At 60.4% G+C, this 23,634-nt stretch carries 26 protein-coding genes; 16 read left to right on the top strand and 10 right to left on the bottom strand.

Annotation, left to right across the window (positions count from 1 at the left end):
- The coding region (locus tag HY29_RS07835; protein ID WP_155838247.1) for a hypothetical protein at nucleotides 1-235 on the bottom strand (235 nt) is incomplete at its 3' end.
- A 55-nt stretch (nucleotides 236-290) separates the two neighbouring features.
- Nucleotides 291-776 (bottom strand): CinA family protein, encoded by a 486-nt coding sequence (locus HY29_RS07830; protein WP_034795227.1) that lies wholly within the window; start codon nucleotides 774-776, stop codon nucleotides 291-293.
- 211 nt (nucleotides 777-987) lie between these two features.
- Here HY29_RS07830 and HY29_RS07825 point away from each other — a divergent pair, with 211 nt between their 5' ends.
- The 4 genes from HY29_RS07825 (at nucleotide 988) to HY29_RS07810 (ending at nucleotide 7,805) form a co-directional block, all read left to right on the top strand.
- Entirely contained in the window at nucleotides 988-2,289 is a 1,302-nt protein-coding gene (locus tag HY29_RS07825; protein ID WP_034795084.1) for a NupC/NupG family nucleoside CNT transporter, read from the top strand.
- Between the two features lie 73 nt (nucleotides 2,290-2,362).
- Nucleotides 2,363-4,384: a TonB-dependent receptor gene (locus HY29_RS07820; protein ID WP_081811282.1), complete on the top strand. Its 2,022-nt coding sequence runs from the start codon at nucleotides 2,363-2,365 to the stop codon at nucleotides 4,382-4,384.
- A gap of 11 nt (nucleotides 4,385-4,395) precedes the next feature.
- The gene (locus tag HY29_RS07815; protein ID WP_034795081.1) at nucleotides 4,396-5,010 is read left to right on the top strand and encodes a glutathione S-transferase family protein; all 615 of its coding nucleotides are present in this window, start codon (nucleotides 4,396-4,398) and stop codon (nucleotides 5,008-5,010) included.
- A 101-nt stretch (nucleotides 5,011-5,111) separates the two neighbouring features.
- Nucleotides 5,112-7,805 (top strand): M1 family metallopeptidase, encoded by a 2,694-nt coding sequence (locus tag HY29_RS07810; RefSeq protein ID WP_034795078.1) that lies wholly within the window; start codon nucleotides 5,112-5,114, stop codon nucleotides 7,803-7,805.
- 3 nt (nucleotides 7,806-7,808) lie between these two features.
- Here the strand turns inward: HY29_RS07810 and HY29_RS07805 are convergent, their stop codons facing one another.
- Nucleotides 7,809-8,597: an SDR family NAD(P)-dependent oxidoreductase gene (locus HY29_RS07805; protein ID WP_034795075.1), complete on the bottom strand. Its 789-nt coding sequence runs from the start codon at nucleotides 8,595-8,597 to the stop codon at nucleotides 7,809-7,811.
- Complete coding sequence (locus tag HY29_RS07800) at nucleotides 8,594-9,025, bottom strand: PaaI family thioesterase (RefSeq protein ID WP_034795072.1); 432 nt, start codon at nucleotides 9,023-9,025, stop codon at nucleotides 8,594-8,596. The genes HY29_RS07805 and HY29_RS07800 overlap by 4 nt, the downstream gene beginning before the upstream one ends.
- A 107-nt stretch (nucleotides 9,026-9,132) precedes the next feature.
- On the opposite strand from HY29_RS07800, the gene HY29_RS07795 reads away from it, so the two are divergent.
- The 6 genes from HY29_RS07795 to HY29_RS07770 all read left to right on the top strand — a co-directional run bounded on the left by HY29_RS07795 (nucleotide 9,133) and on the right by HY29_RS07770 (nucleotide 13,176).
- Nucleotides 9,133-10,293 (top strand): acyl-CoA dehydrogenase family protein, encoded by a 1,161-nt coding sequence (locus HY29_RS07795; RefSeq protein WP_034795068.1) that lies wholly within the window; start codon nucleotides 9,133-9,135, stop codon nucleotides 10,291-10,293.
- A 6-nt stretch (nucleotides 10,294-10,299) separates the two neighbouring features.
- Nucleotides 10,300-10,731 (top strand): hypothetical protein, encoded by a 432-nt coding sequence (locus tag HY29_RS07790; protein ID WP_034795065.1) that lies wholly within the window; start codon nucleotides 10,300-10,302, stop codon nucleotides 10,729-10,731.
- On the top strand, nucleotides 10,731-11,966 hold the full coding sequence (locus tag HY29_RS07785) for a serine hydrolase domain-containing protein (RefSeq protein ID WP_034795062.1): 1,236 nt from the start codon (nucleotides 10,731-10,733) through the stop codon (nucleotides 11,964-11,966). Before HY29_RS07790 ends, HY29_RS07785 begins: the two co-directional genes overlap by 1 nt.
- Nucleotides 11,967-12,106: 140 nt before the next feature.
- Nucleotides 12,107-12,571 (top strand): NUDIX hydrolase, encoded by a 465-nt coding sequence (locus HY29_RS07780; RefSeq protein ID WP_034795224.1) that lies wholly within the window; start codon nucleotides 12,107-12,109, stop codon nucleotides 12,569-12,571.
- On the top strand, nucleotides 12,568-12,828 hold the full coding sequence (locus HY29_RS07775) for a DUF3253 domain-containing protein (RefSeq protein ID WP_034795058.1): 261 nt from the start codon (nucleotides 12,568-12,570) through the stop codon (nucleotides 12,826-12,828). Before HY29_RS07780 ends, HY29_RS07775 begins: the two co-directional genes overlap by 4 nt.
- A gap of 3 nt (nucleotides 12,829-12,831) precedes the next feature.
- The gene (locus HY29_RS07770; protein ID WP_034795055.1) at nucleotides 12,832-13,176 is read left to right on the top strand and encodes a TfoX/Sxy family protein; all 345 of its coding nucleotides are present in this window, start codon (nucleotides 12,832-12,834) and stop codon (nucleotides 13,174-13,176) included.
- A gap of 3 nt (nucleotides 13,177-13,179) precedes the next feature.
- Here HY29_RS07770 and HY29_RS07765 read toward each other — a convergent pair whose 3' ends face one another.
- The 3 genes from HY29_RS07765 to HY29_RS07755 form a co-directional block, all read right to left on the bottom strand.
- Complete coding sequence (locus HY29_RS07765; protein WP_034795053.1) at nucleotides 13,180-13,686, bottom strand: phosphoglycerate mutase family protein; 507 nt, start codon at nucleotides 13,684-13,686, stop codon at nucleotides 13,180-13,182.
- Nucleotides 13,683-14,180 (bottom strand): DUF3291 domain-containing protein, encoded by a 498-nt coding sequence (locus tag HY29_RS18380; protein WP_081811280.1) that lies wholly within the window; start codon nucleotides 14,178-14,180, stop codon nucleotides 13,683-13,685. The genes HY29_RS07765 and HY29_RS18380 overlap by 4 nt, the downstream gene beginning before the upstream one ends.
- 91 nt (nucleotides 14,181-14,271) lie before the next feature.
- The gene (locus tag HY29_RS07755) at nucleotides 14,272-15,069 is read right to left on the bottom strand and encodes an enoyl-CoA hydratase/isomerase (RefSeq protein WP_034795051.1); all 798 of its coding nucleotides are present in this window, start codon (nucleotides 15,067-15,069) and stop codon (nucleotides 14,272-14,274) included.
- A gap of 152 nt (nucleotides 15,070-15,221) precedes the next feature.
- Here HY29_RS07755 and HY29_RS07750 point away from each other — a divergent pair, with 152 nt between their 5' ends.
- From HY29_RS07750 to HY29_RS07735, 4 genes are all read left to right on the top strand, one after another.
- Entirely contained in the window at nucleotides 15,222-16,658 is a 1,437-nt protein-coding gene (locus tag HY29_RS07750; protein ID WP_034795049.1) for a coniferyl aldehyde dehydrogenase, read from the top strand.
- 172 nt (nucleotides 16,659-16,830) lie between these two features.
- The gene (locus HY29_RS07745; RefSeq protein ID WP_034795047.1) at nucleotides 16,831-17,130 is read left to right on the top strand and encodes a PepSY domain-containing protein; all 300 of its coding nucleotides are present in this window, start codon (nucleotides 16,831-16,833) and stop codon (nucleotides 17,128-17,130) included.
- A gap of 59 nt (nucleotides 17,131-17,189) precedes the next feature.
- The gene (locus tag HY29_RS07740; RefSeq protein ID WP_155838254.1) at nucleotides 17,190-17,876 is read left to right on the top strand and encodes a winged helix-turn-helix domain-containing protein; all 687 of its coding nucleotides are present in this window, start codon (nucleotides 17,190-17,192) and stop codon (nucleotides 17,874-17,876) included.
- On the top strand, nucleotides 17,854-19,191 hold the full coding sequence (locus tag HY29_RS07735) for a sensor histidine kinase (protein WP_034795035.1): 1,338 nt from the start codon (nucleotides 17,854-17,856) through the stop codon (nucleotides 19,189-19,191). The genes HY29_RS07740 and HY29_RS07735 overlap by 23 nt, the downstream gene beginning before the upstream one ends.
- Here the strand turns inward: HY29_RS07735 and HY29_RS07730 are convergent.
- Together HY29_RS07730 and HY29_RS07725 are read right to left on the bottom strand one after the other, a co-directional pair.
- Entirely contained in the window at nucleotides 19,188-20,723 is a 1,536-nt protein-coding gene (locus HY29_RS07730) for a DEAD/DEAH box helicase (protein WP_034795214.1), read from the bottom strand. The two genes, HY29_RS07735 and HY29_RS07730, sit on opposite strands and share 4 nt — an antisense overlap.
- Nucleotides 20,724-21,060: 337 nt before the next feature.
- Nucleotides 21,061-21,669, bottom strand: a complete 609-nt coding sequence (locus HY29_RS07725) for a superoxide dismutase (protein WP_034795033.1) — start codon at nucleotides 21,667-21,669, stop codon at nucleotides 21,061-21,063.
- A gap of 64 nt (nucleotides 21,670-21,733) precedes the next feature.
- Between HY29_RS07725 and HY29_RS18375 the strand changes: the two genes are divergently transcribed.
- Nucleotides 21,734-22,381, top strand: a complete 648-nt coding sequence (locus HY29_RS18375) for a squalene/phytoene synthase family protein (protein ID WP_051601268.1) — start codon at nucleotides 21,734-21,736, stop codon at nucleotides 22,379-22,381.
- Here the strand turns inward: HY29_RS18375 and HY29_RS07715 are convergent.
- Entirely contained in the window at nucleotides 22,378-22,800 is a 423-nt protein-coding gene (locus HY29_RS07715; protein ID WP_034795032.1) for a MerR family transcriptional regulator, read from the bottom strand. The genes HY29_RS18375 and HY29_RS07715 overlap by 4 nt on opposite strands.
- 50 nt (nucleotides 22,801-22,850) lie before the next feature.
- Between HY29_RS07715 and HY29_RS07710 the strand changes: the two genes are divergently transcribed.
- On the top strand, nucleotides 22,851-23,591 hold the full coding sequence (locus HY29_RS07710; protein WP_034795029.1) for a glutaredoxin family protein: 741 nt from the start codon (nucleotides 22,851-22,853) through the stop codon (nucleotides 23,589-23,591).
- Nucleotides 23,592-23,634 lie beyond the last annotated feature (43 nt).

The following is a 23,634-nucleotide window of genomic DNA, read 5'->3' as shown; positions in this document are numbered from 1 at the left end:
GCTCAACCTTTGGTGCGCGCGGCTGAGACGCGGCTTGCGGCTCCAGCCTCAAGGCAAGCGCCATAAGAAGGATCAGACGCCGGACGATTGTCTCGATCTGTTTGAGCCGGCCATTGGCCCTGGCCCGCCGCGCGCGCGGCATGGTCTCCGGGTTGAGCTGGAGATTGTCCCGCCCGACCACCGTCACCACAGCCCGCCGCGCCAGCTCCAGCCCCCGCTCAAGAAAATCACCCATCTCACGCATACCCCAAAGTATGAACGCGCACCTTTTCAGACGGATTGGGGGGCTTTTATCCCAGCGCGCCGAGGAGGGCCTGGAGGGCTTCCTGGGCGAAGAGGCGCATGTTTTCGGCGCGGTCGGTGAGGCCGGTTTCCAGTGTGTGGGAATGACGGCTGCCGCCCGGGCCGATCACGGCGATACAGGTGTGGCCGGCCTCATCGCCATACATATTGCCGCCGGGGCCTGACGCGCCGGTTTCACACACACCCCAGTCCGCGCTGAGCTGGTCACGAATACGGCCGGCGAGCAGGCGGGCATAGGGCTCGGTCGAGGAGCGACGCTCTCCCAGATCATCCCGGCTGAGGCCCAGCAGATGCTTGAAAGCCTTGGCCGTGTAGATGACGCCGCCGCCGCGATAATAGGAAGAGGCGCCCGGCACGGCGAGCAGGGCAGCGGAAATGAGCCCGCCCGCAGAGGATTCCGAAATGGCGACGGTTTCGCCGCGCTCTGTCAGCTTTTCTGCAATCTGGGCGGCGATGGGGATCAATTTTTCCATGCCCTGTAGTTGAAGCAGGCCGGGCGGCAGTGCAAGCGGCATCTGGCCCCTGCGGCCACCTCACGCGGGGAGAAGCTTGATTGATGTTAGGAGATGCCAGAGTCTGCGGCGCCATTGGCCTGTTGCAGCCCGTAGCGCACAAGAGTGCTTCCCCTGCGGCGATGTCACGTTTAAGCCTTAATGTGACAAAATCGGGGAAGGGATCGGCTACATGATTTCGATTGCGGGTTATGAGTGGGGATGGGACAATGCGCGCGCCCTGATCGGGATCGTGCTGATTTATGGCGTTTGCTGGCTGTTGTCGGAAAAGCGCAAACTGTTTCCGCTGAAACTGGTGATCGGGGCGACGCTGATGCAGTTCGCCTTTGCGCTGATCCTGTTCGGTGTTCCCTTTGTGCGGGCCATCCTGTTCAAGGCGAATGATGTGGTCGACGGCCTGCAGGCCGCCACCCGCGCAGGCACGAGCTTTGTGTTCGGCTATGTCGGGGACAATGTGGCCGCCGAGCAGCTGATGGGCGGATCGCCGCCGCCCCTATTCTTCTTCCAGATCCTGCCGATTGTGATCGTCGTCGCGGCGCTGTCTGCCATTCTGTGGCACTGGCGTATCCTGCGCTGGGTAACCAATGGCTTCGCCTTCATCTTCCGGCGAGGCATGGGCCTGGGCGGGGCGACATCTCTGGCTGTATCGGCCAATGTGTTCATGGGCATGACCGAGGCGCCGGTTCTGATCCGGCCCTATATTAAGGGCATGACCCGGTCTGAGCTGCTGATCATGATGACGGCGGGCTTTGCGACCATCGCGGGCAGCGTGCTGGTCGTGTACGGGGCGTTCCTGGAAGGCAAGATGGCCAATCCGCTGGCGCAGCTGCTGACCGCCTCCATCATTGCGGCCCCGGCAGCGGTGGCCGTGGCGCTGGCCATGATCCCCGAGACAACCCCGGCGACCGAACGCATGAAAGAGCCGGATTTCAACTATGCCTCCACGATGGATGCGTTCTCTCGCGGGGCCTCTGACGGCCTGCAGATCGTGCTGAACATTGCGACCATGCTGATCGCGGCGCTGGCCCTGCTGTGGCTGGTCAATGCAGGCCTTGGCGCCCTGCCGCATGTGGCCGGCGCGCCGCTGTCGATCGAGCGTATCCTCGGCTGGATCTTCGCGCCTCTGATGTACATGATCGGTGTTCCGCTGGACGAGGCGGCCAAGTCCGGCTCCCTGATGGGCGTGAAGACGGTGCTGACTGAATTCGTGGCCTTCCTTCAGCTGGCCGAAGTGCCGGTGGACGCGATGGACCCGCGCACGCGCATGATCACGGCGCACGCGATTTGCGGCTTTGCGAATTTCGGCTCCATGGGCATCCTGATTGGCGGCCTGACCATTGTCGAACCGGCGCGGCGCGATGACTTTCTATCGCTGTCCTGGCGCACCCTGCTGGCGGGCACGCTGGCGACGTGTCTTTCCGGCGCGGTGGTCGGCGCGCTGCCTTATCAGCTGTTTACCGGGGGCGCGGGCTGATCTTTCCGCGTGCTTCCCGCATGGTGAGGCCTAGACTTACAGTCTTAGACTAGGTCGAGTGCGGGATATGAAAATGAGACGAGTTCAGAGGCATTTGGGTGTAGGCGCGGTTGCTGCGCTGCTTGGCATGGCTTTGCCAGCCGTTGCGCAGGAGCGTCTGGATTCTGTGCAGGTTTGGGGAGATCGCCAGAGCGATGATCCCGGCTCTGTCGCGACGCTCGACGCCGAGGCGGTGTTCGAGGTGCATGCCGATCATCCGGCCGAGATCCTGAACCGGTTGCCCGGCGTGAACGTGCAGATGAATTCCGGGCAGGAGCATCTGATTGCCATCCGCAGCCCCGTGCTGACCGGCGGGGCCGGGCAGGGCAGTTTCCTGATTCTGGAAAACGGTGTCCCCACCCGCTCGCCCGCTTTCGGCAATGTAAACAGCCTGCTGGAGCCGCATCATGAAGTGGCAAGCGCGATAGAAGTTGTGCGCGGGCCGGGCAGCGCGAAATATGGCTCCAATGCCGTACACGGACTGATCAATGTGATCCTGCCGGAAGTGGGCCAGGGCAGCGAGGCTGTGGCGAGCTATGGCACGCTGGGGCGCTGGCGCGGGGACGTGACGCTGGACGAGGGCGAGCATTGGCTGGCGGCGCTGTCGCTGCAGAAGGATCTCGGCTGGCGGGACGATACCGGCCTCGACCAGCAGAAGCTGACCCTGATGAGCGACTGGACCCTGGGCACCTGGGACACGACCGCATGGCTGACGGCGTCAAACCTCAATCAGGAAACGGCGGGCTTCATCCAGGGCAAGGATGCCTACAAGGATGAGGACATCGCCAAGAGCAATCCGAACCCGGAGGCCTATCGCGATGCCTGGTCTGCGCGGGCCGGGGCGCGGCTCTCAAGGGAGCTGGCAGGCGGCGAGCTGGCGCTGACGCCCTATGCACACATACAGGCCATGACATTCGCGCAGCACTTCCTGCCGAATGGCGGGGTGGAGAAGAATGGCTCTGCCGGCGGCGGCCTGATGGCGCGATATGAGCGGGCGGCCTCAGACGCGCTGACCTGGCGGATCGGCGCAGATGTGGATGTGGCGAGTGGCTGGCTGAAGGAAATCCAGCCGGAGCCGTTCGGCTTTTTTCCGGGCGATACGCGCTTTCCGCAGGGCAAGCATTACGACTATACGGTCGACACCCTGATGGGCGCGCTGTGGGGCGAGCTGGACTATGCGCTTACGGAAGATGTGCGTGTCGTGGCTGGCCTGCGGGCCGAGGCGCATGAGTATGATTATTCCACCGATGTGGCGCCCGGCATCAATGGCCGCTTCAATGTGCCCGCTGACCGGACGGACAATTTCGAGCTGCTGACGCCCAAGCTGGGCGTGATCTGGTCTGTAACAGATGCCGTTGATCTCTATGCGAACTATGCCCGCGGGCAGCGCGCGCCGCAGGCGTCTGATCTCTACCGCCTGCAAAGCCGGCAAGTGGCCGGGCAGGTGAAAGAAGAGACGCTGGACAGTGTGGAGATCGGCGCGCGGGGCAGCGCGTTGGCGGACCGGCTGATCTATGATGTGTCCGCCTACTGGATGGACAAGGAAAATTTCTTCTTCCGCGACAGTGATGGCCTGAACGTGACCGATGGCTCAACCGCGCACAAGGGTGTGGAAGTGACGGCTGCGTTTGAGCTGACGCCTGTCCTTTCCCTCTCCGGCGCGGCGAGCTGGTCTGATCAGACCTATACATTTGACCGGATTGTCGGCAGCGGCACCGAAACCATCCGCGATGGCAACAAGATCGACACAGCGCCGGAATGGCTGGCCAATGTCTCGCTGGACTGGCAGGCCACCGAGGCCGTCAAGCTGTCGCTGAATGTGGACCATGTCGGCGAGTATTATGTCGACCCGGCGAACACGACGATCTATTCCGGTCATACGGTGCTGGGTGCGCGCGGCAGCTGGGCCTTCAGCGATACGGCGGAGGTGTTCCTGATCGTGCGCAATCTGACCGATGAACGCTATGCCGACCGGGCTGACCTTGCCTTCGGCAATGACCGCTATTTCCCTGGCGAGCCTCTGAACGCGACGCTGGGTATGAGAAAAAGATTTTAGGAGGAAACCCCATGAAACTTTACCACACGCCAGGCGCCCCCAATCCGGACCGGGTCACCTTTTTCCTGCGTGCCAAGGGCAAGCTGGACGCGCTGGACCTGGAAGAGGTCTCCATCATGAAGCAGGAGCACAAGACGCCGCAATATCGCGACGTGTCTCCGTTTGCCCAGGTGCCGGCGCTGGTTCTGGATGATGGCACGAAGATCACCGAAAGCCGGGCGATCTGTACCTATTTCGAAAATGTGTTCCCTGATCCGAATTTGATGGGCGCGGACGCGAAGGAGAAGGCGCTGATCGAGATGTGGGACCGCCGCGTCGAGATGATGTTCTTCATCCAGTTCGCCACCTGGTTCCGCAATGCGCACGAGATGATGGCCCCGCTGGAAGTGCCGCAAAGCGCAGAGGCCGCCGCCAAGGGTGAGAAGAATGCCAAGAAGATGGCCGAGCGCATCAATGCGCATCTGGCCGATCATGAATTCCTGGCGGCAGACCGCTTTTCCATTGCCGACATCACGCTTTTCATCACCTGTGGCTTCTGCCGCGTAATGAAATGGGCACCGACGAAAGAACACGAGCATCTGGGGCGCTGGTTTGAGGCGATGAAGGCCAGAGGCTTTGCGGGATAACCGGGCGAGGGTCTGCCGGAATGCCATGAATCCCAGAGGATGGGTGCCATTACGGGATTGATGCGATATGCATGATCTCAGGACACTTTCTGGAGCGATTCATGCGGACATTCTTCCTGTCTTTTCTGGTGCTTGGCCTCGGTTCATTGTTGGCCGCCTGTGGCAGTCATTCTCAATGGGGCGTGACCACCAGCCCGGCGAGCCTGGAAGAATTGCAGGCGGTTGCGCCCAAGGGACAGCTGGCCGGGAACGCCCAGCCACAGCTGTATCGCGTGGCGCTGGATTTGGACCCGCGCGAGCAGCGCTTTTCCGGCAAGGTCTCCATCGAGATCAAGCTGGAGACAGCGGCCACCGGCATCTGGATGCATGGCGATGATCTGAACGTGACCAAGGTGACGGTCACGTCCGGCGGAGAGAGCCAGCCCGCGACCTGGAATGAAGTGCTGAGCACGGGCGTCGTGCGCGTCGGCTTTCCGCGCCGTCTGAAGCCCGGCTATCTGACGATGGATATCGAATATGACGCCGCTTTTGACGCCAATCTGGCTGGCCTGTTCCGGGTCGACGAAAAGGGCGAGGCCTATGCGCTGGCCAAGAGCGAAAGCATTCAGGCGCGGCGTTTCCTGCCGAGCTTTGACGAGCCGGGCTTCAAGGCGCCATTCGACATGCAGTTCACGGTTCCGGCCGGCATGGTGGCGATTGCCAATACGCCGGAAGTCTCACGCGAGAATGTTGGCGCGGGCAAGGAGCTGATCACTTTCGCGCGGACGCGTCCGCTGTCGACCTATCTGCTGTCGGTCGCGGTCGGCAATTTCGACAAGGTGGATGCAGGCATGCTGCCGCCCAACTCCGTTCGCGCAAAGGCCATTCCGCTGACTGGCTATGCCCGGAAGGGCAAGGGCGCGGAGCTGGACTACATCCTGAAGATGACGCCAGACCTGGTGCAGACGTTCGAAGAGTCCCTGCAGCAGCCCTATCCCTATGAGAAGCTGGATATCGTCGCCGCGCCGCAATGGCCGTCTGGCGCAACGGAGCTGGCGGCGGCGATCACCTATCGGGAAAGCCGCATTCTGGCGAACGAAAATTCCGGCCCGGCCTTCCTGCGCAGCCTGAAATCCATCCACGCGCATGAGACGGCGCATATGTGGTTTGGGGATCTGGTAACGCCGCCCTGGTGGAACGGGCTGTGGCTGAAAGAGGGCTTTGCGACTTGGGGCGAGGCCATGGCGCTGTCGCAGATGGAGCCGGATGAGGGCCATGAAGTGCAGGCGGTGGCCGATGCGATTGGCGCAATGCGACTGGACAGCCTGGCCAGTGTGCGCGCCATTCAGGAGCCGATCCTGCGCAATGAGGATATTCGCAACGCCTATGATTCGATCACGTACAATAAGAGCCTCGGCGTTATCAACATGGCGGATTCCTATTTCCTCCCGGACGTGTTCCGCCCGGCGCTTGGCGAGTATATTGCCCGCTTTGCCGATGGCGTGGCCGACAGTGACGATTTCTTCCGCGTGATTGGCAAGGATGTCGGCTCTCCGGACCTGACGGAAGCGTTTGACAGTTTCGTTCTGCAGCAGGGCGTTCCGGTCGTGTCGGCAGACCTTCAGTGTACATCTCAGGACGCGAAAGTGGCGCTGTCGCAGACGCGGTATCGCCCACTTGGCTCTTCCATCGAGCCGGGGACGCGCTGGACCATTCCGGTTTGCATCGCCTGGCAGGACGGCGACGAGCATGGCCGCACCTGCACGATGCTGAAAACGCGCGAGAAGACGCTGGCGCTGTCCATGCCAGAGGGAGCGTGCCCGGATGTGGTTCATCCCAATGCGGGCGGTGTCGGGTATTACCGCTTCACCCTGGGTGCGGATGAGTGGGATGCGCTGCGCGGCTCATTCGCGGCGATGCCGGAGACGGAAGTTCTGTCGGCGCTGGACAGTGCCATCGCGGCATTCGAGGCTGGAAATCTAGAGGCTGCACGCCTGCTGGATATTCTGGATGCAGGGGCGGAACAGTCCGGCAATCAGGCGGCCAATCTGGCGCTGGATTATTATGGTGACTTGCTGGAGCGGGTGAAAGGGACACCGGCGGAGGCCGCCGCCCGGGCGCGGGCACAGGCTGTGGTCGCGAAGATCCGCAGCGTGCTGGACGCGGAGGGCGGTGATGCGGAGATGTCCGCGCGGCTAGACCGGTTCGCCGCCATCAAGCTGAATGATGAAGAGGTCCGTGCACGGCTGACGGCATCCGTGGAAACCTATCTGGATACACAGACGGGACTGTCCAGTGATGAGTACTTCCCGGCGCTGGCCGTCGCGCTGGCCGATGGCGGACCGGACATGCTGGACCGTGTATTGGTGGCAAAGGATGAAATTGATGACCCGGTGTTTGCCCAGGCTGTTGTCAATGCCCTCGGCACGGTGAAAAGCCCGGAAGAGTCCGCCAGGGTTCTGGACTTGATCGAGAGCGCGGAACTCGGCCCCCGCGAAACCTATACGCTGGCCATTATGCAGATGGCCAATGCGGAGACACAGGACGCCACATGGGCCTGGGTTCAGGAGAATATGCCCGCCTTCCTGGATTCAATCCCCACACAATGGCGTCGCCGCGCGCCGCGCCTGGGGCAGAATTTCTGCGACATGGCGCGGACCGGGGAGCTGATTGATCTGTTCGCTGAATATGGCGACCTGGCCGAAGGCTATGAACGCGCGCTGGCCGAAACGGAAGAGAGCATCACGCTCTGCGCAGCCCTGAACGAGGCGACGCAGAGCGATCTGGAAGCGGCCTTTGAGGCCTCAGGCAACTAGGCCTTACGCGTTCTTGATCGTCAGTCCGCCATCGACCGGAATATGTACGCCGGTCAGGAAGCTGGCGGCGGGCAGGACGAGGGACAGGGTGATGTTGGCGACCTCTTCCGGAATGCCATAGCGCCGGAGCGGCACGCGGCGCTTGGCGTAGATTTCCTTGTGCTCGTCCGGAATGCCGGCGGTGATGCCTGTCTTGACCGGGCCGGGACAGATGCAGTTCACCGTGATGCCTTCGCGGCCAAGATCCACGGCGAGGCCGCGGGTCAGGCCGATGACGCCATGCTTGGCGGCAACGTAGGGGCTGTTGCCGGGCGTCGCGCCCAGACCCTCGGTGGAGGCGATGTTCACGATGCGGCCAAACCCGGCCTTGCGCATATAGGGCAGGGCCGCGCGGATGGCGCGCTGATGGCTGGTCAGCATGACATTGATGCTGGGGCCCCAGCTGTCTTCATAGGACTCCTCTGCCACATCTGCCATCTTCGCAAAGCCGGCATTGTTGACGAGGATTTCCAGCCCGCCGAAATGGGCGGCGGCCTCATCCACGACGCGCTTGATGGCGTCTGCATCTCCGACATCCATCGCCCAGCCTTTGACATGGTCAATGCCCGCAGCCTTGATCTCGTCCACGACGATGTCGACATTTTCCTGCTTCAGGTCCGTGACGATAACATTGGCGCCTTCGCGGGCGAACAAGTGCGCGGTCGCCCGGCCCATGCCGCTGGCGGCGCCGGTGATGAGCGCGGTCTTGCCTTTGATGGACCGCGATAGTTCCTGATAGGGGGGCTGGGTCATGATGGCTGTTTCCTCTTTTTCTTGATTGTGCCGGAGAAGTTCAGGACGGGGCGGCCATTCGCCGTGATGATGCCTCTGACGAACATCAGCGAGCGGCCTTTGCGCAGCAGGTCTCCGCGGGCCTCGATGTATTCGCCTTCCAATGCCCCATCGAGAAACTCTGACGTGAAGGCGACCGTCAGGCCGTATTCGCCCTCCATGCCCTCATGCGCGATGGCGAAGAGGGAGTAGTCCGCGAAGGTCATCAGGCAGCCACCATGCATGACGCCGCCAGCATTCATGTGCTTGCGTTGGGCGCGGAAAGCGGCGACCGGGCCTTTCTCGTCAGTTCTGAAATAGAACGGACCAGCTGAATCATATTCGAATGGCTCATTTGGCCAGGTTTGCCAGCCGGCAAACTCCCCTTCCTTCACGATTTCAGTGGTCATGGGCCCTCCTTGCAGATTTTGTCACACGATATCGCACAGTCACCCTTCGACAAGCGTGCCCTAGGGGCATAGATTGGACGCGATAAGACATTACCGGAGGAAATTACATGGCTTTTGATGCCGAGATCCGCGCGGCGCTAATCGAGCAGGTGCGCCGGTTCGTAACCGAGAAATGCGTGCCTATCGAGGCCAAGGTCGGCGATGAGGATGAAGTGCCGCAGGATGTGGTCGATGAGATGAAGAATCTCGGCCTGTTCGGCATTGCCGTGCCGGAAGAATATGGCGGCCTGGCGCTGGACATGGAGACCGAGGCGCTGGTGGCGATGGAGCTGGGCCAGACCTCTCCGGCCTTCCGCAGCGTGGCGGGCACGAATATCGGGATCGGCAGCCAGGCGCTGGTTCTGTTCGGTACGGACGCGCAGAAGGAAAAGTGGCTGCCCGGCATTGCCAGCGGGGATCTGATCGCCAGCTTCGCGCTGACCGAGCCGGAGGCAGGATCCGATGCCGGCAGCCTGACCACCAAGGCAATCCGCGATGGCGACCATTATGTGCTGAACGGCACCAAGCGCTACATCACCAATGCCAACAAGGCGGACCTCTTCACCGTGATGGCGCGGACCGATCCGGATACACCCGGCGCAAAAGGCGTCTCGGCCTTCGTGGTTGAACGCGATACGCCTGGAGTGACGGTCGGTGTGCCGGAAAAGAAGATGGGTCAGCAGGGTGCGCACATTTGTGACGTGATCTTCGAGGACGCCCGCGTGCCGGCCGAGAACATGATTGGCAAGGAAGGCGAAGGCTTCAAGGTGGCGATGAGCGTGCTGGACAAGGGCCGCCTGCACATCTCTGCTGTGGCGACCGGTGTCTCCAAGCGCCTGATCCGCGAGATGGTGAATTATGCGCTGGAGCGTAAACAGTTCGGCACGGCGATCATGAACCACCAGATGATCCAGGCGATGATCGCCGACAGCCAGGCGGAAACCTATGCCGCCGAATGCATGATCCTGGATGCCGCCCGCCGCCGCGATGCAGGCGAAGATGTCACCATGCTCGCCTCAGCCACGAAACTGTTCGCGACAGAGGCGTGTGGCCGCGTGGCGGATCGCGCGGTGCAGGTATTTGGCGGGGCGGGGTACGTCTCCGACTATGGCATTGAGCGCTTCTACCGCGACGTCCGCATCTTCCGCCTCTATGAAGGCACCAGCCAGATCCAGCAAATCATCATCGCGCGGGAACTGGCCCGCGCGGCGAAAGCAGGAAAGCTGTAAGGGCTAATGAAACGCTTGCTGTTGGTTCTCTTTGAAATGTTCGGCGCCGGTGTTGCGGATGCCGACCCTGTCGTGCTGGAACGTGGCCAAGTCTGGACCTTTGCCGATGCGCCGGCAGACACCGCGCGTATTATCATCGGCGATGTAGAACCATTCGGACCGGTCGGTCCGGACGGCCTCACGGCAGTGAGTGTTTCCATTATCGGTTTGCCGCCGACTGGCTATGGCCAAGTCATTCACCATCTTCCTTTCAGCGAAGCGGCATTGCGCCCGGCGCTGCTGGAGCTGGAATCGTCAGGTGCCTCTCTGGCGCCTGACTATACTGGCGGCTACACGACTTGGAAGAACGCGGTCGATGCTGGAGAAGCAGGTATCTTCACCCTCACGCCCGCTGAAGTCATAACACATATATCTGGTATAATAGGAAACGCGCACTAATGTTCGAACACGATTTGACGGACCCGCATGATGTGGGCCTGAATGCCGACCGTCTGGATGCCATTCCGGAATATTTCCAGGAGAACTATCTCGACACCGGCAAGCTGCCCTGTGTGGCGACGCTTGTATCCCGTGGCGGCGAAGTGGCGCTGGAAGACTATTCCGGTGCGACGGAACTGGGCGGTGACAAGCCAATTGGTCCGGACACGATCTTCCGTATCTATTCCATGACCAAGCCTGTCACGTCGTTGGCGGCAATGATGCTGTTCGAGGAAGGCAAGCTGCGCCTGGACCATGAGGTGAGCCGCTACATTCCGGAGTTTGCCGACACGCAGGTGTTCAATAGCGGCAACCGCGAAGACTATACGACGCGCAAGCCTGACCGTGAGATGACCGTGCTGGACCTGTTCACGCACACATCCGGCATTCCGTATGGCTTCCTGATGCAGGACGAGACAGACGCGATTTATCGCAAGCACAAGATCTCCGAAACCCGGGAAACCCTGCTGGAGATGAGCAAGCGGATTGCGGGCCTGCCGCTGGCATTCTCTCCGGGAGAGCGCTGGTGCTATGGTCACTCCATTGATGTGCTGGGCGCTATTGTGGAGATCGTGTCAGGACAGCCTCTGGATGAGTTCTTCCGGGAACGTATCTTTGGCCCGCTGGGCATGGAAGATACCGACTTCTGGGTGCCGGAAGACAAGATCGACCGGCTGATGGCTTGTTACAGCAAGCATCCCATCACCGGAGAGGTGACGGAGTCTGACGGAGCGGGCGCCGCGTCAAAACTGTACAGCAAGCGGCCGACGCTGCTGAATGCCGGCGGCGGTCTGGTGTCCACGGTTCGCGACTATCACCGCTTCTGCCTGATGCTGATGCGCGGCGGCACGCTGGATGATGCCCGCATCATCAGCCCCAAGACATGGGAGTTCATGCGCCAGAACCATCTGCCCGATGGCCGGACGATCAAGGATATGGGCGACAAGACGTTCTCTGAAGCGCGGATGGAAGGCAATGGCTTTGGCCTTGGCGGCTCTGTGCTGGTGGACCCGGTCGCGTCCATGCAGCCTTCCAGCCAGGGCAATTTCAGCTGGGGCGGGCTTGCCTCCACTTTCTTCTGGATTGATCCGGTGGAAGAGATGATTGCCATTCAGGCGACCCAGATGATCCCGTCCGGCACCTATCCGATCCGGCCGCAACTGCAGCAGCTGGTCTATGCGGCAGTGGACTGGTGATCCGTGTCAGGCTTTCTTTTGCTGTAGTCTTCCTTGCGCTTCTCGCAGCAGGTTCGGCGCAGGCGCAGTCCTGGGCCAGCTTCAAGCATGTGTACTCCCCCGCCGGGGCGTTGTATCAGGACTTTATCGGGCGCCCCATCATGACGTTGCCTGATGTCCCCCCGCCGCAACAAAGGCCCAGCGCCCGCCTTGTCATTCTTGATGCGGCGGGCCGGGCGCTGCTGTTCCGTTTCCGCTTTCCGGACCGCACCTTCTGGGCAACGCCCGGCGGCGCGGTGGACGAGGGCGAGACCTTCGAGCAGGCCGCGCGCCGCGAACTGCTTGAGGAAACGGGTCTGACCGGCGACCTTTCGGCCGAGGTGCTCCGCCGCCATACCATCTTCACCGGCCCCTCCGGCAACCGGGTGGAGGCAGACGAGCGCTATTTCTGCCTGCGCACGGAAGGCGCTGAAATCGACCGGTCCCGCTGGGAGCCGGTCGAGCAGGAGATGATCGCGGAGACCGCCTGGCTTTCGCCTGCTGACATTCGTGCCTTGCCGGACCCGGTATTTCCGGAGAACTTCGCCGATCTTGTTGATTATCTGAAAGAGGCGCCCCGCGTATGAGCGAGCCATCCACAAACCCCGTCCGCGAGGCGATTTTGGAGCTGACCGAGGCCGCTGGTCCCGGAAAGTCGATCAGCGCGGAGCAGGCGGCCCGCGCCGTCAGTGAGAAGAACTTCCAACGTGTGCTGAAAGATGTCCGCGCGGAGGCGATCCGCCTGCACAAGGCAGGGATCGTTCTGATCTATCGCAAAGGCAAGCCGGTGGAGGACCCTGATGTTTTCAAAGGCGTTTACCGGCTGGGCCGGCCTGCCGTGTGAGCCATGCCCAAGCCGCCCGATCCCTTTCATGAGTTTGTCGCGGAAGTGTTCGGGCCCATGGGGCCTGTACGCGTGCGGCGCATGTTTGGCGGGGCAGGCGTGTTCCTGGAGGGGGTGATGTTCGCCCTGCTGGATGATGAAACAATCTATCTGAAAACCGATCCTGACTTGCGCGCTGCCCTTGAAGATGAGGGCGGCGTGCCTTTCATCTGGACCCGGCCCGGCGATGGCAAGCAGGTCGATATGGGCTATGTTCGCATACCGGATGCGGCGCTGGATGATCCCGATTTGGCGAGTGACTGGGGCAGGCGGGCTTTGGCCGTCGCGCGGGCCGCCAAGAAGAACTAGGCGTCAGTTTCCGTAGCGGCGCAGCTCTGTCCGGAACTTGCGTCCGTCCGCCGTCAGAACATATAGCCGGTCATATTCGGCCGCCTCATCAATTGGCGCACCGGGCTTGCCGCCCAGCAGCTTTACCAGTTCAGGCGTCGTATTTGAGTGGCCGACAACCAGGATGTTACCCGGCGTGGCGCGCAGCTGGGCTGCAAAGCTTTCCAGATTGCGCGGATCATATTCGAACACATCCAGATTCTGTGCGCGCGCCGTTGGGGCGGCGGTCTGGCGGGTGCGCTTGTAAGCTGTGGAATAGATGGCGGTGAGGTTCGCGTCTGACAATTCCTGCGCCAGGATGTCTGCGCGCGTACGGCCAATCAGGGTGAGAGCCGGGTCGTCGCCCGATTGCTTCTCGGCGTGGCGTACCAGATAGATCGTGTTGGTGACCGGCGGCGGGGTAGACGCGCAGGCGGCAAGCATCAGGCTGGCAGCGATGGCGGCAAATGTCTGGCGGCGTGTCAGCATCATGCCGCTGCCGGCTGGGCTTTGAGGTGGTCCAACGTGAAGGCTTCGTCGGTCGGACCGTGCTTGCGCAGGTGCATCAGCTTGTTCCAGCCATCCTCAAGCGTAAAGGACTGACTGCGCGGCGCCCACCAAAGGACAAAGCTGGCGCCATGGCTACGGTCCAGCTGGGTCGCGAGGCGGCGCATTCCGGGCGGATGCGTGCGGCCGGAATAGCTGAATTCCTTCAGCGCCTCTATGCCGGTCCATACCGCCATGGTGCAGATCTCAGGCATACCCATGCCTTCAGGGTGCGGCAGCGCATTCGTCATGCCGCGCCATTCTCCGTCCGGTCGACGCACGCCATGAGCGTGCCAGCGCAAGCCTTCGAATTGCTCGGCATCGGCGAAAATACGGGGCAGGATCGCCATGAATACGCGCACGAATTCATTTTCGAAATTGAACTCGCCGAATGGGCGGGCGCAATTGAAATGAATCAAGCGGTAATCTGTATTTATCACGAGTTATCCCCACTCCAGTTTTGGAGGGAATAAATCAAAGGCATTACTCAATTCTTAAGGGAAACAGGGTGGTAGAAAATATACTTAAAGTTTACTTTCCCTTAAACTCGGCGGGCCGTTTCTGAAGGAACGCGCTGACGCCTTCCTTGAAGTCTTCCGTGCGGCCTGCCGTACGCTGAGCAAGACGCTCATCATAGATCGCCTCATCGAAATCATTCTCGCAGGCGCTCCAGATCAGGCTGCGTGCCATGGAGAGGGCCACCGTCGGGCCCTTGGCCAGCTTGTCCGCCATTTCCATGGCGGTTTCCATGAGTTGGTCATCTTCCACGATGCGGTTGACCATGCCCCATTCCATAGCGGTTTCAGCGGGCACCTTGTCTCCGAACAGGGCCATCTCCATTGCGCGTACACGGCCAATCGTACGGGCAAGAAGCCAGGTGGAGCCACCATCGGGCACCAGGCCGATACGGCGGAAAGCCTGAAGGAAATAGGCGCTCTTGCCGCACAGAACGATATCCCCGATCAGAGCGAGGGAGCAGCCGACACCGGCAGCGGCCCCGTTCACGGCGGTAATCACGGGGTGCGGATGTTCCCGAATGGCCTGAACCAGCGGATTGTAATGTGTGGTCAGGGCGCGGCCGGCATCCGGCTTGGACCCTTCATGGCTCAGCTTGGTCGTCAGGCCGCCCGGGCCAAGATTGGCACCGGAGCAGAAGCCGCGGCCTTCACCGGTCAGGATGGTGCAGCGGGCTTCATCCGCAGCGACCTCGAAGGCATGCAGCATTTCCTGGGCCGTATCCACACCGCAGGCATTCAGTGTTTTCGGGTCATTGAACTTGATGATGGCGATATCGCCCTTCAGTTCATAGGAAATCTTCTCGTAGGCCATGCGGCGCGGCTCCCTCTAATGTGTTTATGCGGCCACCTTATTCACTTGCGCGGCCTTGTGAACGCCTGACCCAGCGGAAATGTTTTTTATTTTGTTCACCGCTCATTACGCGTTACCTTCATCCTTGAGGAACACGATAAGGGAGAGAAACAATGGCTCTGGACAACGCGTCTAGCCCGGGAATGAGCGAAATACTGGCAAAGCAGAAGGCAGCCCATATTCGGGATGGGATCCCCTCTGCAGCCAAGCGGATCGAGTGGCTGGACCGGTCCATCGACCTTTTGGTGACGCATGGCGATGCGCTGAGCGAAGCGATGAGCGAGGATTTCGGTCACCGCTCTATGGACCAGTCCGCCTTCACGGATATCGCCGGATCCATCGGTGCGCTGAAGTTTGCCAAAAAGAATGTCGCCAAATGGATGCGCCCCGAGAAGCGCAAGGCGGAGTTCCCGCTGGGCCTTCTCGGTTCCAAATCGGAAATCCGGTACCAGCCCAAAGGCGTGATCGGCGTGATCAGCCCCTGGAATTTCCCGGTAAATCTGACCTTTGCACCGCTGGCCGGTGTCTTCGCGGCGGGCAACCGCACCATGATCAAGCCATCGGAATTTACCGAGGCGACATCCGAGCTGATGAAGAAGCTACTCGCGCAATATTATGATGAAGAAGAAGTCGCGGTCGTTACGGGCGGGCCTGAAATTGGCGCCGAGTTTTCGAAGCTGGCCTTCGATCACATGATCTTCACGGGCGCGACCTCGATTGCGCACCATGTCATGCGTGCGGCAGCGGACAATCTGGTGCCACTGACACTGGAGCTTGGCGGGAAGAGCCCGGTTGTGCTGGGCCGGTCTGCCGACATGCAGAAAGCCGCCAACCGCATCATGGCGGGCAAGACGCTGAATGCCGGACAGATCTGTCTGGCCCCGGACTATGCCTTCGTTCCGCAGGAAAAGAAGGCGGAGTTTGTCGGCGCGGCGACCAAGGCGGTGGAGGCGATGTTCCCGACCGGTCTGAAAGACAATGCCGATTATACGTCTGTCGTGAACCAGCGCCATTATGACAGGATCATGAGCTATATTGAGGAAGCCCGCGACAAGGGCACCGAGGTGATCGAGCTGAACCCGACGGGCGAGAATTTCTCTCAGCAGCCGCATCACAAGATCCCGCCGCACATTATTGTGGACCCTAGCGATGATCTGAAAGTGATGCAGGATGAAATCTTCGGACCGATCCTGCCGATCAAATCCTATGGGGAAACAAAGGATGCGGTGGCATATATCAACGGCCATCCCCGCCCGCTGGGGCTTTACTATTTTGGTGAAGATGCCGCTGAGAAAGACTTCGTGTTGAACAATACGACGTCAGGCGGCGTGACGGTGAATGATGTGATCTTCCATGTTGCGCAGGAAGATTTGCCCTTTGGCGGTGTCGGCCCTTCGGGTATGGGCAGCTATCATGGCCGTGAAGGCTTCTATGAGTTCAGCCACAGAAAATCGGTCTATACGCAAACGGGTAGCGAGATGCTGGCCATGATGCGCCCGCCCTATACGGACAAGTTCCGCAAGCAGGTGAAGGGGCGCGTCAAGCGCTAGGTATCGTCAGCTAGAACGTCAAAGACCCGTCAGCATACCTGGCGGGTCTTTTCATGCGCGGAACCGAAACATTGGGATTTCGTATAGTTCTGGTCACATCACTCCAAGGTGGGGGTGTGTATTCCTATATTCATGCCACGCAGACGTGGCCTGCAAAGAAGGAGATACCGTTATGGAACATATGAAGAAAACACTTGCTGCCGCTGTCGTTCTGGGCGGAGCCGCAACCGGATTTGCCCATGCTGACCGCGAAGATGCCCGCGCCATGGAAGCGGCCAAGATCACATTGATTGAGGCGATCCAGGCTGCGGAAACACATCAGGGCGGCAAGGCCTTCGAAGCCCAGATCGAGGATGACAGCTTCACGCCGGAGTATGAAGTGAACATTCTGGCAGATGGTAAAGTCTATGATGTGCGGGTAAACGCCGAGACTGGAGACGTCATCGGGTCCCGCGAAGATCTGGATGATTGATGTCATTACAGTTCCTGCTGGCCTTGTGCCAGCGGGGGCTGCTGTCTGAGGGCTGGACTGTGCGTATCTTGCTGATCGAAGATGATGCCGAAACGGCGGACTATGTTCTGCGCGGCCTGAAAGAGAGCGGCTGGATGGCAGACCATGCCGCCACCGGGCAGGACGGCCTGATGATGGCGACGGATGCCGGGTATGACATCCTGATTATTGATCGCATGTTGCCAGGCCTCGACGGTTACAAATTGCTGACAATGCTGAGAGCGGGCGGTGATACAACGCCGGCCATTTTTCTGACGGCAGTTTCCAGCATCGAGAGTCGCGTTGAAGGCCTTGAGATTGCTGATGATTATCTGGTGAAGCCATTTGCCTTCTCAGAGCTGAAGGCGCGTATCGGCGCCGTCGCGCGGCGGCCGGCGCGAGAGGCGCAAGAGACAGCCCTGAAGGTGGCGGATCTTGAAATGGATTTGCTGGGGCGCCGTGTAAAGCGCGATGGAGAAGAGATAGGCCTGCAGCCGACAGAGTTTCGCCTGCTGGAATATCTGATGCGTTCCAAGGGGCAGGTGGTGACGCGTACGATGCTGCTGGAGAATGTATGGGATTTCCATTTTGACCCAAAGACGAATATCGTGGAAACACATATCAGCCGCTTACGGAGCAAAGTGGACAAGCCGTTCGGCAGAGAATTGATCCAGACCATACGTGGCGCAGGGTACATGATTGCAGATGCAGACGCCCCGGCTTCTTAGAACCGCGCAGTTTCGTTACGCGCTTGGCGCGGCGCTGTTGTTTGCGCTGCTGTCGTCCATCATGGGCGCATTCCTGTATTATGGTGTGCGCGATGGCATGGAGCGTCAGCTGAAGGAGTATATTCGGACAGAGACAAGCCACCTTATGGGGGACTATCAGGACCAGGGCATTGACGAATTGGTGCACGACATACGCGAACGTGTGGAGCGCACCCCGAGCCCACGCATGCTGTATGTGGTCGAGGCACCAAACGGGCGGCGCATCTTCGACCGCATTGAGCTGCCAAAGCAGGCTGGCTGGAGCCGCCTGACACGGGACAGCCGACCGGACATCATTCTGAACACGGTCAGACTGGAAGATGACTATTGGCTGGGGGTTGGGGCGGAGGCCCGTGGTCAGTATGAATTTTCCCGCGCTTTCCGGCACTTTCTGGCTCTGGCGATTGCCGGGATTGTGCTGCTCAGCTCCGTGGCCGGTCTGCTGATCAGCCAGCGGTTCCTAGCGCGTCTCAAGCGCTTTAATACTTTTGCTGCGCGTGTAGGTGAGGGCGACCTGTCTGTTCGCATGCCAACAGAAGGAATGGGCGAGGATCTGAGGCCTCTGGCAGACACAGTGAACCGGATGCTGGAGCAGATTGAAATCCTGCTGGATGATGTCCGCCACAACTCAGCGAGCATCGCGCATGATTTGCGCACGCCGCTGGGGCATTTGCGCCAGACGCTGGAAAGCCTCGCAGCGCAACAGTCCGGAGCCGCAGCGCGGGAAAAGTGCGAGAAGGCGATTGCAGAGCTGGATAATATCCTTTCCACTTTCTCAGCTCTGCTGAGGATCGGGGAGCTCGAATCCGGCAGTGCGGAAGTACGCGCTGACCGGGTAGATTTAAGCAAGCTTCTGGAGACTTTGGCCGAAACCTATGCGCCCGTGGCCGAAGAGGCCGGGCAGGTCATGTCTGCTGATATCACGCCCGGCGTGACGGTCTCCGGCGATCAAAACCTGCTGGTGCAGCTTTTTTCGAACCTTCTGGAGAATGCTGTGCGCCATGCCGGAGCGGGCGCCGAGATTGAAGTGTTCCTGCGGAGAGAGGCCGATGCAGCGGTATGCGGCGTATCCGATAACGGGCCCGGCATACCAAGGGCCAACCAGGCGGACATGCTGAAACCCTTCCGGCGGATGGACACAAGCCGCAGCACCCGGGGAAGTGGACTTGGGCTCAGCCTGGTGCGCAGCATCGCCGCCCGCCATGACGCAGAATTGTCCCTTAAGGACACTGCGCCAGGCCTTGTTGTTGAACTGATTTTTCCGAAGACGGACTAGCGGCGCAGGAAGGCCGGGATGTCGTCGCCAAAACCTTTGACATTGTCCGGGGCCGGATCCAGCACCAGATCATCATCCTTGCGCTTGCGATCTTTTTCGCGCTTCGGCTTACGCTCACGCTTTGGCTTTTCTGAACTGGCCTCGTCAGACTTCGCTGGCTTGTCGGCTTTCTTGGCCTTGGCGGGCTTGTCTTCCTTGGCAGGCTTTTCGGCCTTGGCCTCTTTTTCGTCTGGTGCGTTAGCGGTCTCGGCTTCGGTGGCAGCGTCGCTTTCTTCCGTGCGACGCGTGCGCGAGCGGCTGCCGCGCGAGGAGCGCTCGCTGCGATCATTGCTGCGCGAACCCCGGCGGCCACGGCTGCGGCTTTCTTCCGGGGGCAGATTTTCGATCTCTTCGAGCAGGCCTTCCGGCATGAACTCTTCCACATCCTGCTGGATCATCTTGAGGACAAAACCCCAGGACTTTTCATCATCTGGCGAGACGAGTGTGTAGGCTTCGCCCTTGCGGCCTGCGCGGCCTGTGCGGCCGATGCGGTGCACATAGTCTTCATCCTTTGGCGGAGGCGCATAGTTGAAGACGTGGGACACTTCGGGAATGTCGAGACCGCGGGCGGCAACATCAGAGCCAACCAGCAGGGTCAGGTCACCATCGCGGAATTTCTGCAGCACTTCGCTGCGGACAGCCTGGGGCAGGTCGCCATGGATGGCGGCGGCGTCATGGCCGTGCTTGGACAGCGAGGCGGCGACGATGTCGACTTCTACCTTCCGGTTACAGAAGACAATGCCGTTCTGAACATCGCAGGCTTCGATCACGCGGCGCAGGGCCGTGCGTTTTGCCTTGGCGCTGTTGTTCGGCAGTTTGACAACGTGTTGTGTGATCGTCTCGGCAGTTTGCGCCGGACGGGACACTTCGATCTTCTTCGGGCTGTTCTGGAACTTCTTGGCGAGGTTCGCGATTTCCGGCGGCATGGTGGCCGAGAAGAGCAGGGTCTGGCGGCGCGGCGGCAGCAGGCTGCAGATCTTTTCGATATCCGGGATGAAGCCCATGTCCAGCATGCGGTCGGCCTCATCAATGATGAGATAGTCGACGCCCATGAGCAGCAGCTTGCCGCGCTCGAACTGGTCCATCAGGCGGCCGGGGGTTGCGATCAGAACGTCTACGCCGCGTTGCAGCAGAACTTCCTGTTCCTTGAAGCTTACGCCGCCGATCAGCAGCGCCATGGTGAGCTTCAGATACTTGCCGTATTTCTCGAATTGTTCCGCCACCTGAGCAGCGAGTTCGCGCGTCGGGCAGAGGATCAGGCAGCGCGGCATGCGTGCGCGGGCACGACCACGGGCCAGGCGGTGGATCATTGGCAGCACAAAGGCGGCCGTCTTGCCGGTGCCGGTCTGGGCTACGCCCGTGACATCCCCGCCCGCAATGACGTGCGGAATGGCTTCTGCCTGAATTGGAGTGGGGTGTGTGTAGCCAGCCTCAGTGACGGCTTTCAGTACGTTTGGCCCTAGGCCAAGGTCTGCGAATGTAATCTCGGTCAAATCTATCGTTCCCGGAATGGTATCTTTTTTAAACCCGAGCGGCCCCTCTGGCCGCAATTCCTGCATTCAGCGCCTCAGTGCGCATTCAGCAGGCCGGGCGATTCCATTGCCCGGAGCGTCGTGTTGCGCTGCACATAAGCCAAACTGTGGATAAATGGAAGGGGGGCGGTTCAGCTTTTCGGATACCGCCGGTTTGTCAGCGCTCGTTGCTGAGCGCGCGGACAAGGTAGGGTGGGGAAGCGTTGGTCCAGCCGCTTATATCCGGCTGCTGGAAACGTATTTGCTTTGGAGCGTAAAAAAGCCCCCTCATCGCCAGGATGAGGGGGCTATTTTGAAATCAGGCGCCTGCGTCAGCGAGATTCTGGTTGGCAAAATCCCAGTTCACAAGGTTATTCAGGAAGGCGTCCATATAGTTCGGACGGCTATTCTGATAGTCCAGATAATAGGCGTGCTCCCAGACATCCATAGTCAGGATCGGGGTGGCCGCGTCATCGGTCAGCGGGGTTTCGGCGTTTGGAGTCTTCGCGATGGACAGCTTGCCATCCTTGTAGACCAGCCATGCCCAGCCGGAGCCGAACTGTCCGCCACCAGCGCCTTTGAAGGCTTTGACGAATTCGTCATAACCGCCGAGATCGCGGTCGATCAGCTCAGCCACCTTGCCGTGCGGCTTGCCGCCACCGCCCGGTTTCATGGAGTGCCAATAGAAGGTGTGGTTCCAGACCTGGGCCGCATTGTTGAAGAGGCCGGCCTTGGAGCTGTCAGCGGCGGCTTTCTTCACGATCGTTTCCAGCGAATCGTCGGCCATGTCGGTGCCTTCGATCAGGCCGTTCAGGTTGTTGACGTAAGCGGCGTGGTGCTTGCCGTGGTGAAAGTTCAAGGTCTCTTCGGAGATATGCGGAGCGAGGCCATCGCGGGCATATGGGAGATCAGGGAGGGAAAAAGCCATTTGGGCGTCCTTTCTTGCAGCAAAGTGTCTAGTCTAATAACGCGTCTTCCCACATATGGGTTGCATGTCCAACAAGACTACCCCCCTTTCGAAATCTCAATGGGACGCCATCGACAAGCGGATCCTGCGTGCGGACGAGGATCGCTGGATTTCCAGTCGCTATGCGCCTGCCGAGTTCCGCAACACACTGGTCGCGCTCTATGCTCTGGCCTATGAGCTGGCGCGGGTGCGGCTTGTCGTGTCGGAAGAAGGCTTGGGCCTGATCCGTTTCCAATGGTGGCGGGATGCCATTTCCGAGATCGAGGCCGGGAAGGTGCGCGAGCATGATGTCGCCCGCGCGCTGATGGAGGAGGTCATGGCGGGGCGGTTGAAGACGCGCGCCCTGCAAAACCTGGTCGATGGCTACCAGACCGCGTTTGAGGAAGACGACCGCGACAAGGAACCAGAAGCCTGGCTGGCCCTGACGGCGGCCAATGTGCTGGCGCCGATACATGATTGGGGCGAAGAGATTCGGGAAGTCGCGCCGTTCTTTGCGGCGTCTCGCCGGTCGGACTCAAAGGCCTATGGCCCGATCATGCCCCCGGCCCCGAAACCGATCCGTCCGGCGATCGCGCATTTCCGCCTGCGCAAGCACTACATCGAAGGGCGCAATCCGAACCCGGTGCAAAAGCGCCTGTCCGTGTTGCAGGCCATTCGCACCGGCAAGGTCTAGGCCTCGAACGCCTTCAGGATGGGGCATGCGCCGCCATCCTCCTGGGCGCATTCTTCCGCAAGCCGCTTCAAGGATGCCCGGGCCCGCTGCAATTCCTTGATCTGGGCATCCAGCGCCTTGAGGCGCTCTGTTGCCATTTGTCTGGCTTCGGTGCGGTCTGTCATGGCGTCGAGTTCGATCAGGCGGGCGATTTGCTTCAACGTGAACCCGGCGGCCTGCGCCGACCGTATGAACCGAAGGCGCTCCACATCTGCGCGGCCATACTGGCGGATGCCGCCTGACGTGCCACTGCCTTGCGGGCGTTCCGGCAGCGGCATCAGGCCCTGACGCTGATAGTAGCGGACGGTTTCCACACCAACGCCGCCAGCTTCGGCCAGCTTTCCAATGGGAATCTGAAGATCGTCTTGCAACCGTACCATGGTACGGGGGTTATATAGACAAGGTCAGACGTCCACAATTGGAGTTTCCCATGTCCACGACCAAACCGATTGCTCATCTCTACCGGATGAAAATGCCCTCCCATATCTGTCCATTCGGGCTGAAGAGCCGCGCGCTCCTTCGGCGGGAGGGCTATGAGGTCGATGACCATCTCCTCACCTCGCGCGAGGAAACAGATGCCTTCAAGCAAGAGCATGACGTCAAAACAACGCCGCAGACTTTCATCGATGGCAAGCGCATCGGCGGGTATGACGATCTGCAGGCCCATTTCGGCAGGAAGACAAAGGACAAGGACGAGAAGACCTACACGCCTGTCATTGCGATCTTTGCGTCGGCTGCGCTGATGGCGCTGGCTACAAGTTGGGCCGCCTATGGCAGCCTGCTAACTGTGCGCGCGGCGGAATGGTTCATCGCGATCAGCATGTGTGTGTTGGCCATTCAGAAACTGCGCGACCTGGAGAGCTTCACGAACAGTTTCCTCGGCTATGACCTGCTGGCGCGGAAATGGGTGCGCTACGCCTATATCTATCCCTTCGCTGAATTGCTGGCGGGCGTTCTGATGATCGCGGGTGCACTGATCTATCTTGCTGCGCCGGTTGCGCTGGTGATCGGGGGGATAGGCGCTGTGTCTGTCTATCGCGCCGTCTACATCGAGAAGCGGGACCTGAAATGCGCCTGTGTCGGGGGCGACAGCAATGTACCCCTCGGCTTCGTATCGCTGACCGAGAATATCATGATGGTGGCGATGGCGATCTGGATGCTTGTGAAATAGAGCAGACAGGTGCGACCAAATTGCAAATGAGTTTCATTACCGG

The sequence above is a fragment of the Hyphomonas beringensis genome (genome assembly GCF_000682755.1).
Taxonomy (GTDB): Bacteria; Pseudomonadota; Alphaproteobacteria; order Caulobacterales; family Hyphomonadaceae; genus Hyphomonas; species Hyphomonas beringensis.
The sequence above is the reverse complement of the archived record's forward strand: the minus strand, read 5'-3'. Positions and strand labels throughout refer to the sequence as shown.

What these genes read in the sequence shown, in the direction of transcription:
- HY29_RS07765 (WP_034795053.1), bottom strand. Translation starts at nt 13,686, where the DNA reads ATGATGCTGACACGCCGCCAGACATTTGCCGCCATCGCTGCCAGCCTG.
- HY29_RS07830 (WP_034795227.1), bottom strand. Translation starts at nt 776, where the DNA reads ATGGAAAAATTGATCCCCATCGCCGCCCAGATTGCAGAAAAGCTGACA.
- HY29_RS07790 (WP_034795065.1), top strand. Translation starts at nt 10,300, where the DNA reads ATGAAACGCTTGCTGTTGGTTCTCTTTGAAATGTTCGGCGCCGGTGTT.
- HY29_RS07745 (WP_034795047.1), top strand. Translation starts at nt 16,831, where the DNA reads ATGGAACATATGAAGAAAACACTTGCTGCCGCTGTCGTTCTGGGCGGA.
- HY29_RS18375 (WP_051601268.1), top strand. Translation starts at nt 21,734, where the DNA reads ATGTCCAACAAGACTACCCCCCTTTCGAAATCTCAATGGGACGCCATC.
- HY29_RS07775 (WP_034795058.1), top strand. Translation starts at nt 12,568, where the DNA reads ATGAGCGAGCCATCCACAAACCCCGTCCGCGAGGCGATTTTGGAGCTG.
- HY29_RS07780 (WP_034795224.1), top strand. Translation starts at nt 12,107, where the DNA reads ATGACGTTGCCTGATGTCCCCCCGCCGCAACAAAGGCCCAGCGCCCGC.
- HY29_RS07800 (WP_034795072.1), bottom strand. Translation starts at nt 9,025, where the DNA reads ATGACCACTGAAATCGTGAAGGAAGGGGAGTTTGCCGGCTGGCAAACC.
- HY29_RS07715 (WP_034795032.1), bottom strand. Translation starts at nt 22,800, where the DNA reads ATGGTACGGTTGCAAGACGATCTTCAGATTCCCATTGGAAAGCTGGCC.
- HY29_RS07755 (WP_034795051.1), bottom strand. Translation starts at nt 15,069, where the DNA reads ATGGCCTACGAGAAGATTTCCTATGAACTGAAGGGCGATATCGCCATC.
- HY29_RS07770 (WP_034795055.1), top strand. Translation starts at nt 12,832, where the DNA reads ATGCCCAAGCCGCCCGATCCCTTTCATGAGTTTGTCGCGGAAGTGTTC.
- HY29_RS07750 (WP_034795049.1), top strand. Translation starts at nt 15,222, where the DNA reads ATGGCTCTGGACAACGCGTCTAGCCCGGGAATGAGCGAAATACTGGCA.
- HY29_RS07810 (WP_034795078.1), top strand. Translation starts at nt 5,112, where the DNA reads ATGCGGACATTCTTCCTGTCTTTTCTGGTGCTTGGCCTCGGTTCATTG.
- HY29_RS07820 (WP_081811282.1), top strand. Translation starts at nt 2,363, where the DNA reads ATGAGACGAGTTCAGAGGCATTTGGGTGTAGGCGCGGTTGCTGCGCTG.
- HY29_RS07710 (WP_034795029.1), top strand. Translation starts at nt 22,851, where the DNA reads ATGTCCACGACCAAACCGATTGCTCATCTCTACCGGATGAAAATGCCC.
- HY29_RS07805 (WP_034795075.1), bottom strand. Translation starts at nt 8,597, where the DNA reads ATGACCCAGCCCCCCTATCAGGAACTATCGCGGTCCATCAAAGGCAAG.
- HY29_RS07815 (WP_034795081.1), top strand. Translation starts at nt 4,396, where the DNA reads ATGAAACTTTACCACACGCCAGGCGCCCCCAATCCGGACCGGGTCACC.
- HY29_RS07795 (WP_034795068.1), top strand. Translation starts at nt 9,133, where the DNA reads ATGGCTTTTGATGCCGAGATCCGCGCGGCGCTAATCGAGCAGGTGCGC.
- HY29_RS07735 (WP_034795035.1), top strand. Translation starts at nt 17,854, where the DNA reads ATGCAGACGCCCCGGCTTCTTAGAACCGCGCAGTTTCGTTACGCGCTT.
- HY29_RS07725 (WP_034795033.1), bottom strand. Translation starts at nt 21,669, where the DNA reads ATGGCTTTTTCCCTCCCTGATCTCCCATATGCCCGCGATGGCCTCGCT.
- HY29_RS07785 (WP_034795062.1), top strand. Translation starts at nt 10,731, where the DNA reads ATGTTCGAACACGATTTGACGGACCCGCATGATGTGGGCCTGAATGCC.
- HY29_RS07825 (WP_034795084.1), top strand. Translation starts at nt 988, where the DNA reads ATGATTTCGATTGCGGGTTATGAGTGGGGATGGGACAATGCGCGCGCC.